Consider the following 12,736-nt stretch of genomic DNA (forward strand, 5'->3'; position numbering starts at 1 on the left):
CGCTGGTCAAACGATGGTGAACAGCGGCTGGTCGTACTCAACCGGCTGACCGTCTTCTACCAGGATCGATTCGATCACACCGCTGGTTTCAGCTTCGATGTGGTTCATCATTTTCATTGCTTCGACGATACACAGGGTATCGCCCTTCTTGACCGTCTGGCCTACTTCGGCAAAGGCCGGCGAGGCTGGCGACGCCTTGCGGTAGAAGGTGCCGACCATGGGCGAACGGGCCACGGTGCCGTTGAGCTTGGCAGCCACAGGCTCGGCCGGGGCGGCAGGTGCAGCGGCGACGGGCGCTGCGGCAGGCGCGGCCATCGGCGCCGGTGCATAGTACTGCTGGGCCGGGGTCTTGCTGTGACGGCTGATCCGTACGGATTCTTCGCCTTCCTTGATTTCCAGCTCGTCGATGCCGGACTCTTCCAGCAGCTCGATCAGTTTCTTGACTTTACGAATATCCATCAATCATCAACTCCCAAGGGTCGGTCAGGGGCGTTCAGTAGGTGTTCTTGCCATGCGCCTTTCGAAGAAGGCTGCAAACACTCATGTGCCGTTGAAAAGGGCCGAGTGACGGCGAAAATTCTCGAACGTGCCGGTGAAAAATACGCACGTCGAACAGTGGGATGCTCATCGACAGCAGCGCGTCACGTCAGGGGTGACATCGGTCATGAAAAGCTGTCGAGTCATGTCCATTTCAAGCGGTGTCTCGCCTTCGGCTTCACGGGCAAAGCGGGGGAACTATGCCGGAAACCTCAGGCGTATGTCCAGTTAAGCGCAATAGCCCGCACGTTGTCCGATGTTTGCGCAAAATTTGTGACTCGCTTGTCGGTTTCGGTCACCCCCCGAGTCATGGATTGCCAGCGGGAGGTATTTTCCCGAGGAACGTTGCCGCATCGACTTCACCGACGACACGTGAGGCTGCCTGTTCATTGCCGTTGCCGTCGAAGAACAGCAATGCGGGCGGCCCGAACAGCTTGAAGCGATCGAGCAGGGCACGCTGTTCCGCGTTGCTCTGGGTGATGTCCAGGCGCACCTTGCGGTAACCCTGCAGCCCTGCGATCACCTGCGCATCGGTCAGCACTTCATGCTCGATGACCTTGCAGCTGATGCACCAGTCGGCATACCAGTCCAGTACCAGCGGTTGCCCGGCGGCAGTTGCCTGGCGCAGTGCCAGCTCGAAGCCTTCGGTGGTGGTGACCGTCTGCCAGGCGTCCTGCGCAGCCGTCGGGGCAGTCGCTGGCGCACCGGTCGTGGCCGGGCGCGCCAGCGGCTGGAACGGATCGGATTGGCCGCTCAAAGCGCCGTGCCAGCATGCCAGGGCATAAAACACGAAGGCCAGCCCGAGCACCTGTTGCAGACGCTGGCGCGCAGGTTTGGCCACCCACTCCAGAGCCCCCATGAACACACCGATGCCGGCTGCCAGCAGGCCGATCAGCAGCAGGGTCACGCTGCCTGGCAGCACCCGAGCGAGCAGGGCGATGGCCAGGCCCAGCAGCAGGACGCCAATGGCATTTTTCACGGTCACCAGCCACGGCCCGCTTTTGGGCAGCCAGGCCGCGCCACCGGTAGCCACCAGCAACAACGGCGCGCCCATGCCCAGACCCAGTGCAAACAGTTTCAGTCCGCCCCCCAGGGCATCGCCGCTGGCGCTGATATAAAGCAGCGCACCGGCCAGCGGCGCCGATACGCACGGCGACACCAGCAGGCTCGACACTACCCCCAGCACGGCGGCTCCCCACAGCGAGCCGCCCTTGGCATTGCCGGCCACGCGGTCGAGGCGCTGGCTCACGGCAGCCGGCAGTTTGAGCTCGAACAGGCCGAACATGGCCAGCGCGAATACCACGAAGAACAGGGCGAACGGCACCAGCACCCACATCGACTGCAGCCGTGCCTGCAGGTTGAGTTCGGCGCCGAACTTGCCCATCAGCGCACCCAACAGGGCGAAACAGACGGCCATCGGCAGCACATAGGCCAGCGACAGGCTGAAGCCGCGCAGCCCGCCCACCTGCCCGCGCAGCACCACGCCGGACAAGATTGGCAACATAGGCAGCACGCAGGGCGTGAAGGTCAGGCCGATACCGGCCAGAAAGAACAATGCCAACTCATGCCATTGCCAGCCTCCCGAGGCCCCGGCATCGCTCGCCACCGGGGCAGCCTGGCCGATGCCAGGTACGGAAAGGCGCTGGGTTTCCGGTGGGTAGCACAGGCCCTTGTCGGCGCAGCCCTGGAAGCTTACAGCCAGGGTGAAGGCGCGCGAGTCTCCGGCGGGGCGAGGGATCTTCACGTCGAGAATGCCGTGGTAGACCTCGACATCGCCGAAATACTCGTCGTGTTTCTGCTCGCCGGCCGGCAGTTGCGCGGCCCCCAGCGCGATGTCGGCAGGCTCGGCCTTGAATTCGAAGCGATGGCGGTAGAGATAGTAGCCTTCGGCAATCACGAAGCGCAGGGTGATGTCCTGCGCAGAAGCCTCTACCTGTTCGAGTTGGAACGCCTGGCCGACCGGCAGGAAGTCGGCGCCGTTGTTCAGCGAAGCACCGCCCAGAGTGGCGCTGGGCCGTGCGTCGAGCAGGCCGGAGGCCGCGACGGGCAGTGCGAAAACCAACAACAGAAGGCAAAGCAGGCGGCGCATGACAGTTCTCGAACAGCAATTGAGCGCGCATCATACTGGAGCGATGCGGTACTGCCGAATCGCCAGGGCCCGATTTCATGTAACAGGATGGGTCGCCCAGATAGGGTCGCCCGGATAGGGTCGCCCAGTCCGCTACAAGCCCTAGACCCTGAACGCCTGCACCGCCGTGCGCAATTCGCCACCCAGACGCAACAGATGCTCGCCCTGCGCGCGCCCTTGGCCGATGCGCAGCAGGTTGTCTTCACCCAAGCCATGAATGCGCTCGCCGTGCTCGCGAATCTCGCCCACGGCACCGCTCTGCTGCGCGGTTGAATCGGCGATGCGCACGGCGGTGGCAGAGATGGTCTGGATGGCCGCGACGATCTGCGCCAACGCCCCGTCCGCTGCCTGGGCCTGGCTGGCCGTCGCCTGGGCATGAACGACTTGGGCGCGCATGCCGTGCACGGACTCGCGCGCCGCCGTCTGCAGGTTGCCAATCAAGCTCTGGATCTGATGGGTCGCCCCGGTCGTGCGCGACGCCAGCGAACGGACCTCTTCGGCAACCACCGCGAAGCCGCGGCCCATTTCTCCGGCACGCGCCGCTTCGATTGCGGCATTGAGGGCCAGCAAGTTGGTCTGGTCGGCGATCGAGCGGATAACGGTCAGCACGCCACCGATGGTGGCCGACTCCTCGGCAAGCTGCTCGATCATCTGCGCGTTGCCCTGCACTTCACCCACCAGCGCATGCAGCCCTTTGAGGCTCTGCCCGATGACATGCTTGCCATGCTCCACCGCTTCGCCCGCCGATCGGCTGGCCGCAGCTGCCTGGCTGGCATCGTCCGCTACCTGGCCGATGGTTGCCTCCAGCTCGCCCAGCGCATCGCGAATCTGTGCGGTATCGCCGGCCTGACGCAGTGCCCCCTGGTGCAGGCCACCGCTGAGTTCGGCCAGTTGGTGACTGCTGCCGGCCACTTGCTCGGCGTTCTGGCGAATGGTGCCGACCAACGCGACCAGATACAGGCGCAAGCGGTTCAGAGACGCTTCGATGGCCTGTAACTCATGGTTGGTACGGCCCAGAGCGACGGGCTTGGCGAAATCCCCCTCGGCCCAGGTCGACAGGGCCGGATCCAGGCGTGTCAGCGCACCGGCCAGGCGGCGCTGCATGCGGTCGATGAGCAATGCGATCAACAGGATCAGGCCGATCATGGCCCCTTGCAGCAGACGCACTTCACCCTGGATTCTGGCGTGCTCCCCACGCACGGCCGGTTCCAGTTCGCTCAGGCCATGCTGGACTGCGCCGATGCGTTGCTGGGCGGCATCGGCCAGTTCGGTACGCCGCTGGATCAGCTCGCGGGTACGGCCCAGTTCGGCTGGATAGCGCGTCAGCAAGCTGGCCAGCTCACGCTTGAGGTCCACGCCATCATCCTGAGCCTCGCCGGTGTTTTCGTTCTGCAAACCCATCAGCGCCGCAAAGTCATCGGCCCCCGACGCGGTGGAGCTGGCCACGCCCAGCAGCGGCAGGCTTTGCAGCGTATCGGCCTGGGCCCTGATGCCGGCCAGTTCGCGCTCGACGTCCGCAGCCAGTTCGCTGCGCCCGCTGCTGATCATCTTCTCGCGTGCCAGGGACAGTTTTGCCAGGTGCTGGCTGGCAGGCAGCAGTGCCGCCTGATAGGGCCCGTTGCTCGCGGCATACCGAGCCAGTTGTTCCAACGTACCGCCCAGCTCGCGCTCGGCCTGCACCAGCAGCGCCTGTGGATCGCCCGCCAGCTTGCCGGCAGCGAGCAACTGCTCGGCAGTGAAGATCCTCAGCGCATCGGCATCGCCGTGCAGTGGGCCGCTCAGTTCACTGGGCAAGGTGGCGAGCCCCTCACGCAGCCGGATCAAGCCCTGGGTCGCTTCGGCATGGCGCAGCGCATCGCCGCTGTTCAGGTAATCCTGGACGTTGCGCACGACGTCGTCCTGAAACTGCCGGGACAGTTGCAGGTAGCGCTCCATCAACAGATAGGGTTTTTCCAGCGCCCGTTGCGACCACCACAGCGTCGCCGCCAGGGCGGTGCACACGGCGACCAGCAGCAGGGTGTTCAGATTGGTAAGCAGTTTCAGGCGCATGGGGGGCACTACCAACAGCGAAATGGTCAGTGCGTGAAGGTAGGGGCGGTCTGTTACAGACGCGTGACTTCAATCTGAAAAAGATGGCATATGGCCTGTATTTTAGGTCGGCCATTGAATTCGACGCTCAGACACATCCGGATGTCTTTACCGCGACTGCGACATGCCGATGCATCCTTTATAGTGGCGATACTGCCTTGCCTGGAAAACTTTGCCCATGGGAGGCACGTTAGCCGGGTGGCGAGGTCAGAACCCATGAATTCCGCGATAGAAAGGACATAAGTCATGCTGGACTGGAAGAATCGTGCGGGCAACGGCGGAGCACGCGAGCGTGCCGACAGCAGTGGCGGCCCACGCAGCCATGTCAAGAGCCTGCTGCTGAGCAAGGCCGTGCTGGGTGCGCTGGCTGTCTATCTGGTGGTGACCCTGTTGCTGGGCTGGTACTGGAGCGAAGAGCCCGAACTGTTCCCGGTGCAGCAGAATGCCCAGTCGGCCGCACAACGTGACGGCCGTCAGATGGTGGTCGGCTACACCACGGTGGAAACCCTCAAGACAGTGGCATCGACACTGCTGAACAAGCCGGGTGGCTACATTTCCAACGACCGCTTTCCGCCTGGCTTGTGGATGGACAACATGCCTAGCTGGGAATACGGTGTACTGGTCCAGGTCCGCGATCTGAGCCGTGCGCTGCGCAAGGACTTCGCTCGTTCGCAGTCGCAGTCCGCCGAAGACGCCGATCTGGCCCGCGCCGAGCCGCGCTTCAACTTCGACAACAAGAGCTGGGTGCTGCCTTCCAGCGAGTCCGAGTTCCAGGAAGGCATCAACCTGCTTACCCGCTACCAGAATCGGCTGTCCGATCCTAGCCAGACCAACGCATTGTTCTACACCCGTGCCGACAACCTGAACAACTGGCTGGGCGACGTCGGTACGCGTCTGGGCTCGTTGTCTCAGCGTTTGTCTGCCAGTGTCGGTCGCGTCAAGCTGAACACCACGCTCAAGACCGAAAGCGTGATTGCAGGCCAGGCGCCGCAGGTCGACGAAGAAATCGTCGAGACACCGTGGATGCAGATCGACAACGTGTTCTACGAGGCACGCGGTCAGGCCTGGGCGCTGTCGCATCTGCTGCGCGCTATCGAAGTCGACTTCGCCGATGTATTGGCGAAGAAGAATGCAACCGTCAGCGTGCGCCAGATCATCCGTGAACTGGAAGCGTCCCAGGCACCGGTATGGAGCCCGATGATTCTCAATGGCAGCGGTTTCGGCATGTGGGCGAACCACTCGCTGGTGATGGCCAACTACATCTCGCGGGCCAACGCCGCCGTCATCGACCTGCGCCAACTGCTGTCGCAGGGCTGAAGACATGCCGATCTCGACCCAGGAGGTCGAACATCGTGCAGCGTCCGATGCCGAGTCGATCGCCTGGGTCGACGAGTCCGATCAGCTGCTGGGGACCTTGCCCAGGTCAGAGCTGCGCGAACGTGGGCTGATCGGCCGCGGCACCTACATCCTCCTGTTCAACAGCCAGGGCGAGCTGTGCGTGCACCGGCGCACCTTGAGCAAGGCGATCTACCCTGGCTACTGGGACGTGGCTGCAGGTGGCATGGTGCAGGGCAACGAGACCTACATCGAATCAGCCGCGCGCGAACTCGAGGAAGAACTGGGTGTGCGTGGCGTCCAACTGATTGCACACGAGCATTTTCTGTTCGACCAGCCGGGCAACCGAGTCTGGTGTGCGGTGTTCTCCGCGGTTTGGGATGGCCCGCTGGAGCTGCAGCCCGAGGAAGTGCTGGAGGCCCGGTTCGTCCCGGTCCAGCAGGCTCTGGATGAGAGCACCACCGAGCCCTATTGCCCCGATTCTCTGGCTGCATTGCTGCGATTCCTGACCTGCCGGGACAATGCCTGACTCCGTGCAGCATCATGTAGGAGCGGCCATCGGCCGTGAATCACACGACGCGGCTCGCCTGATACACCACGCTGTGCTTTTCGCGGCCACTGACCGCTCCTACGTGCATCCCCTGCGCCCTGTAGGAGCGGCCATCGGCCGTGAATCACACGACGCGGCTCGCCTGATACACCACGCTGTGCTTTTCGCGGCCACTGACCGCTCCTACGTGCATCCCCTGCGCCCTGTAGGAGCGGTCATCGGCCGCGAAACGGGCATCGCGGTATTCCCTGTACAGCCTCGCACTTCATGAAATCATTCGATCCTCGGCAATTGCCTCCACCAGGCACTTAGCATGCACCCGGTTTCCCGCTAAACTGCTCGGCCTGATCCACTTCACATGAGGCATGCCGGTGGCCAAGAAAGCCGCATCCTTCGCCGCCCTCGGCGGCCTGGTGTTCTCCACCGACAGCGGTCGGCATTGCCCGGACTGCCGTCAGCCCATCGACGCCTGCACCTGCAAGCAAACGGCCGTGCCCGAGGGCGACGGCATCGCCCGTGTGCGGCGCGAAAGCAAAGGTCGCGGCGGCAAGACCGTGACCACGATCACCGGTGTCCCACTCCCGGCCGATGCGCTCAAGGAGCTGGCGACCACCCTCAAGCGCCGTTGCGGCACAGGCGGTGCGTTGAAAGACGGCGTCATCGAAATCCAGGGCGAGCATGTCGAGCTGCTGCTCGCCGAGCTGGTCAAGCAGGGCTTCAAGGCCCGCAAGTCCGGTGGTTGAGCCGCACACCCTGTAAACTTGAAGTACTCGCCGGGGTCTACCCCAGCAGGCGCAGCAATCGTCATCTTTACCCTCTACACTGCGCAGGGCCCCACGGCCCGCGACAACCGACTTTTTTCATAGGGGACCTCGATGTCCGTACGACGCACACGTAAAGACGATGGCAGCCAATGGACCGTGGCCGACAGCCGCAGCGTTTATGGCATTCGCCACTGGGGCGCTGGTTATTTCGCCATCAACGAGGCCGGCCGTGTCGAGGTTCGTCCGAACGGCCCGGACAGCTCGCCGATCGATCTTTACGAGCAGGTCGACCAACTGCGCAAGAGCGGCCTGTCGCTGCCGCTGCTGGTGCGCTTCCCCGATATCCTGCAAGACCGCGTACGCCAGTTGACCGGTGCCTTCGATGCCAACATCGCTCGCCTGGACTACCAGAGTCGCTACACCGCGCTGTATCCGATCAAGGTGAACCAGCAGGAAGCGGTGGTGGAAAACATCATCGCCACCGAAGGCGTGTCGATCGGCCTGGAAGCCGGCTCCAAGCCGGAGCTGCTGGCCGTGCTGGCCCTGGCGCCCAAGGGCGGGACCATCGTCTGCAATGGCTACAAGGACCGCGAATTCATCCGCCTGGCCCTGATCGGCCAGAAGCTGGGTCACAACGTCTTCATCGTCATCGAGAAAGAGTCCGAAGTGGCGCTGGTGATCGAAGAGGCCGCCGAGCTCAAGGTCAAGCCGCAGATCGGTCTGCGCGTGCGCCTGTCGTCCCTGGCTTCGAGCAAGTGGGCCGACACCGGCGGTGAGAAATCCAAGTTCGGCCTGTCTGCGGCCCAATTGCTGTCGGTCGTCGAGCGCTTCCGCGAAGCGGGCGTGGACCAGGGCATCCGCCTGCTGCACTTCCACATGGGCTCGCAGATCGCCAACCTGGCGGACTACCAGCACGGTTTCAAAGAAGCCATTCGCTATTACGGCGAGCTGCGTTCGCTGGGCCTGCCGGTCGATCACATCGATGTGGGCGGCGGCCTGGGTGTGGACTACGACGGCACTCACTCGCGCAATGCCAGCTCGATCAACTACGACATGGACGACTACGCCGGTGTCGTGGTGGGGATGCTCAAGGAGTTCTGCGATGCCCAGGGCATGCCGCATCCGCACATCTTCTCGGAGAGTGGCCGCTCGCTGACTGCGCACCACGCCATGCTGGTGGTGCAGGTCACCGACGTCGAGCGTCACAACGACGAAGTGCCCGAGATCGTCGACAAGCAAAGCCTGCCCGAAACCCTGCAGTGGCTGGTCGATCTGCTGGGTCCGACCGACATCGAGATGGTCACTGAAAACTACTGGCGCGCGACCCACTACATCAGCGACATCGCGGCGCAGTACGCCGACGGCAAGGTCACCCTGGCGCAGAAGGCCCTGGCCGAACAGTGCTACTTCGCCGTGTGCCGCCGCCTGCACAACTCGCTCAAGGCCCGCCAGCGCTCGCATCGCCAGGTGCTGGACGAGCTCAACGACAAGCTCGCCGACAAGTACATCTGCAACTTCTCGGTGTTCCAGAGCCTGCCCGATACCTGGGCCATCGGCCAGGTCCTGCCGATCCTGCCGCTGCACCGTCTCGACGAAGAGCCGCTGCGCCGCGCCGTACTGCAGGACCTGACCTGCGATTCCGACGGCAAGATCAAGCAGTACGTCGATGAACAGAGCATCGAAACCAGCCTGCCGGTGCACGCCGTCAACCAGGGCGAGGATTACCTGCTGGGTATCTTCCTGGTCGGCGCGTACCAGGAGATCCTCGGTGACATGCACAACCTGTTCGGTGACACCGACTCGGTGAACATCTATCAGCGCCAGGACGGCAGCGTCTACAGCGCCGGCATCGAAACCCACGACACCATCGAAGACATGCTGCGCTACGTGCATCTGTCTCCCGAAGAGTTGATGACGCATTACCGCGACAAGGTTGCCAGCGCCAAGATCACCGCGCGCGAACGCACCCAGTACCTGGACGCCTTGCGCCTGGGCTTGACGCGTTCTTCGTACCTGTCGTCGTAACGAGTGGGTCTGGTTGCCCGGCTCCTCACGCTCGCCGCCCTGCTGGGGCTGCTAAGCGCTTGTTCCGGGCTGCGCACTCTGGATGCCGTGACGGCGTCCGGCGGCTACCAGCTCACGCAGGGCGTAGCCTACGGCGCCGACCCGCGGCAGAAGCTGGACGTGTACCGCCCCACTCGACCACTGCCGGAAACTCCGGTGGTGGTTTTTTTCTATGGGGGTACCTGGAACAGCGGCGAGCGAGGCGACTATCGTTTTGTCGCCCAGGCGTTGGCCGCCCGTGGGTTGCTGGTGGTGGTCGCCGACTACCGCCTCTATCCACAGGTGCGCTATCCCAGCTTTCTCGAAGACGGCGCCGATGCCGTTGCCTGGACCTATCGAAACATTGCTCGGTACGGTGGCGACGTTCGCCGTCTGTTCGTGATGGGCCACAGCTCCGGCGGCTATAACGCGGCCATGCTTGCCCTCGATCCGCAGTGGCTGCGTAAAGCCGGGGTCCCCGCCAATGCGCTGCGCGGCTGGATCGGCCTGGCCGGCCCCTATGATTTCTTGCCGATCGAGAATCCCGAAGCCAAGCCGGTATTCTTCTTCCCCGATTCACCGCCCCAATCGCAACCCATCAACCAGTCTCTGGCAGGCTCGCCCCCGGCACTGTTGATCGCCGCCACGCACGACAGTACCGTCGACCCCGTGCGCAATAGTGAGGGTCTGGCCCGCCGACTGCGCGCCGCCGGCGTCCCCGTGCAGGAGCGCTATTACCGGCGCCTGAACCACCGCACCCTGATCGCCTCCTTTGCCTGGCCACTGCGCTGGCTGGCACCCGTGCTGGAGGACGTCGAGCGGTTCGTCAAGGCCAAGCCTGGAGCAGCGGAAGTCCGTTTGCGCGAATAAATGAATCTTGCCGGTTCGCCGCAGACGTTATTGTCAGATTTTATTATGGTAGATGCTGAAAGTGCGGGGTGCAGAGGTCATTGAGCCAGAGCCTGGCGCGTTTCAGGGTGAGGGCGGAGTTTTACAGTTGCAAGAGCCTTGCAAGCAGCATCCAAGCATTCTGCTATTATCAAAAGTCCATATGGAAAAAGCCCGCTCTGTGGCAGGCTTTTTCTGTGAGGTCAAAGGCTCACTGGTATTTATCTTCGATCTTGCGCTTTTCTAGTGTGTAGGCTTTCAGATCGATCTCATTGGTGGTGAGTTTGGAGTCAAGCTCATTCATGTCACGTTTTCTCAAACTGGCGACATGCTCTCTGCTAGCGTGATAGTTCAAAGTTTCGGCAGCGTCGTAGCCGCTGACCGGGTCCCATAGAATGGACGCTGGCCACAGAAGCAGGTTGACGACGCCCCAACCATAGGCGCGGCCATAAAACGACCCACCGCCAGGCAATAGGCCAAGGCCGGCACCCAGGACGGGTTGTTTGACTTCCACGGCGAGGTTTTTGGCGCGGAGCATGGCAAGTTCGGATTGCTGGGCGGAGTTGAGTCCGCTCGCGCAGCCAGTGGTCAATACGATAAGCGTGGCGGCAAACAAACTGCGAAGTATAGGCATCCCTATTTCCTTATTTACGGATTTCCAATCGATAGTGAAGTGGAAGGCGGCGTAGTCTATAGGCAGGATATGAATATGTATCGCCTGTCAGCGTGATTTTAACTAATGGTTACAGTTGGCTGGAGGCGGAGTCGTGAAAATGCAGAGAAGGCCTTGTTACTTCCAGTAATGATCTCGCGAAGTTTTGCTGTATTCTATGCAGATTGGACGTTGACTCTTCCTGTCATAAGAAAGTGCCGGCATTGAACAACAACGTTTAGCTGATTGATTGTCAGTTTATCGTATTGAAATTCTTGCCATAGGGATATATGGGTGCTGTTCGAGGTATAGAAGCTGTGAACGGAGTGTGGAACATTGTTCATACCCATCCGCTACGATACCCATTCATCCCTGCGCTGCAACCGCCACGCAATCCACCCCAGCGTCGCCGCACGCAGCGCCATGAACAGCAGGAAACTGATCCACAGGCCATGATTCCCGAACCCGGTGCTCCACCAGCCGATCGGCAACATCACCGCTACGCTGACCAGCATGGCATTGCGCATCTCCCGGGCGCGGGTGGCGCCGATGAACAGGCCGTCCAGCAGGTAGCTGCCTACCGCAATCAGCGGCAGCACCGCCAGGTATGGCAGGAACGGGTAGGCCGCCTCGCGGACACTGGCAATATCGGTCTGCAGGTTGATGAACACATGCCCGCCCAGCAGAAACAGTACGGCAAACCCGCCGCTGGCAATCAGCGACCACCCCAGGGACACCACCATCGAGCGGCGCAGCGTCTGCCGATCGCGCGCACCGATGGCGTGGCCGCACAAGGCTTCGACCGCATGGGCCAGGCCATCCAGCGCATAGGCAGTTATCAACAGGCCATTGAGCAACAGCGCATTGGCGGCCACAGTGGCATCGCCGAAGCGGGCGCCCTGGATGGTGATCAGCAGAAAGACCCCGGACAGCGCCAGACTGCGCAGGAAAATATCGCGGTTGACCCCCAGCAGCGGGCGCCAGTTGCGCCATGACCTCAGCGCCGCCCAGGCCATGGCTCCCGGATACGCTCGCAGGGAGGGCCGGGTAAGTGCCAGGCCGAGCAGGGCGCCGACCCATTCGGCTATCACCGAGGCGCGCGCCGAGCCGATCACGCCCCAGTCCAGGCCGAGCACGAACCACAGGTTAAGGGCGATGTTGACCAGGTTGGTGGTCAGCAGCAGTTGCAACGGCGCGCGGGCATTCTGGGTACCAAGGAACCAGCCGATCAAGGCGTAGCTGGCGAGGGCGGCAGGCAGCCCCAGCAGACGTGTCTGGAAGAAATCGTGGGTGGCTTGTTCCAGTGCCGCAGACGGCGCCATGAAGCTCAGGGCCAGATGGCTGAAGGGCAGCGCCAGCATGCATAGCAGCAAGGAGAACAGCAGGCCGAGGGCCAGACCCTGCACCAGAATCTGGCGCAGTGCACGACCATCATGGCGTCCGGCAGCCTGTGCGGCGAACCCCGTGGTGCCCATGCGCAGAAAACTCATCAGCGACACCATGAAGGTGAACAGGCTGCCCCCCACGGCCACTGCGCCCAACTGGTGGGCATGGGGCAGATGGCCGATCACCGCGCTGTCCACCAGCGTCACCAGGGGCACCGACAGGTTGGACAGGATCATCGGCGCAGCCAGGGCCCAGACCCTCTTGTGAGTAGGGCGATGGCGCCAATCGGTCAGTAGGATGGCCATGTAAGCTCCGAAGTCGGGGCCGGGATTGTAGCCCACCCCACTGTAGGAGCGGTCCGTGGC

General features: G+C 62.7%; 10 protein-coding genes. 5 read left to right on the top strand and 5 right to left on the bottom strand.

Annotated features, from left to right (window positions below; translation table 11 throughout):
* Window positions 1–6: 6 nt before the first annotated feature.
* The 3 genes from accB to IFT80_RS11965 all read right to left on the bottom strand — a co-directional run bounded on the left by accB (window position 7) and on the right by IFT80_RS11965 (window position 4,714).
* Window positions 7–459 carry an acetyl-CoA carboxylase biotin carboxyl carrier protein gene (gene accB / locus IFT80_RS11955; protein WP_122480307.1) on the bottom strand — a complete coding sequence of 151 codons (453 nt, stop codon included), beginning with the start codon at window positions 457–459 and terminating at the stop codon, window positions 7–9.
* A gap of 385 nt (window positions 460–844) precedes the next feature.
* Window positions 845–2,626: a protein-disulfide reductase DsbD gene (locus IFT80_RS11960; RefSeq protein WP_192137613.1), complete on the bottom strand. Its 1,782-nt coding sequence runs from the start codon at window positions 2,624–2,626 to the stop codon at window positions 845–847.
* 141 nt (window positions 2,627–2,767) lie between these two features.
* Entirely contained in the window at window positions 2,768–4,714 is a 1,947-nt protein-coding gene (locus IFT80_RS11965) for a methyl-accepting chemotaxis protein (RefSeq protein WP_192137614.1), read from the bottom strand.
* 285 nt (window positions 4,715–4,999) lie between these two features.
* Between IFT80_RS11965 and IFT80_RS11970 the strand changes: the two genes are divergently transcribed.
* The 5 genes from IFT80_RS11970 to IFT80_RS11990 all read left to right on the top strand — a co-directional run bounded on the left by IFT80_RS11970 (window position 5,000) and on the right by IFT80_RS11990 (window position 10,315).
* Entirely contained in the window at window positions 5,000–6,070 is a 1,071-nt protein-coding gene (locus tag IFT80_RS11970; protein WP_122480304.1) for a DUF2333 family protein, read from the top strand.
* 4 nt (window positions 6,071–6,074) lie between these two features.
* On the top strand, window positions 6,075–6,617 hold the full coding sequence (locus tag IFT80_RS11975) for an NUDIX hydrolase (RefSeq protein WP_192059125.1): 543 nt from the start codon (window positions 6,075–6,077) through the stop codon (window positions 6,615–6,617).
* A gap of 392 nt (window positions 6,618–7,009) precedes the next feature.
* A complete protein-coding gene (locus tag IFT80_RS11980; RefSeq protein ID WP_192137615.1) occupies window positions 7,010–7,381 on the top strand; it encodes a translation initiation factor Sui1 in 372 nt (123 codons plus the stop codon).
* A gap of 132 nt (window positions 7,382–7,513) precedes the next feature.
* Window positions 7,514–9,427, top strand: a complete 1,914-nt coding sequence (gene speA / locus IFT80_RS11985; protein ID WP_122480302.1) for an arginine decarboxylase — start codon at window positions 7,514–7,516, stop codon at window positions 9,425–9,427.
* A gap of 3 nt (window positions 9,428–9,430) precedes the next feature.
* A complete protein-coding gene (locus IFT80_RS11990) occupies window positions 9,431–10,315 on the top strand; it encodes an alpha/beta hydrolase (RefSeq protein ID WP_446730987.1) in 885 nt (294 codons plus the stop codon).
* 229 nt (window positions 10,316–10,544) lie between these two features.
* Here IFT80_RS11990 and IFT80_RS11995 read toward each other — a convergent pair whose 3' ends face one another.
* Together IFT80_RS11995 and IFT80_RS12000 are read right to left on the bottom strand one after the other, a co-directional pair.
* Entirely contained in the window at window positions 10,545–10,967 is a 423-nt protein-coding gene (locus IFT80_RS11995) for a hypothetical protein (RefSeq protein WP_192137616.1), read from the bottom strand.
* A gap of 371 nt (window positions 10,968–11,338) precedes the next feature.
* On the bottom strand, window positions 11,339–12,676 hold the full coding sequence (locus IFT80_RS12000; protein ID WP_192137617.1) for an MATE family efflux transporter: 1,338 nt from the start codon (window positions 12,674–12,676) through the stop codon (window positions 11,339–11,341).
* Window positions 12,677–12,736 lie beyond the last annotated feature (60 nt).

The organism is Pseudomonas sp. CFBP 8771 (assembly GCF_014841695.1).
GTDB classification, from domain to species: domain Bacteria; phylum Pseudomonadota; class Gammaproteobacteria; order Pseudomonadales; family Pseudomonadaceae; genus Aquipseudomonas; species Aquipseudomonas baltica.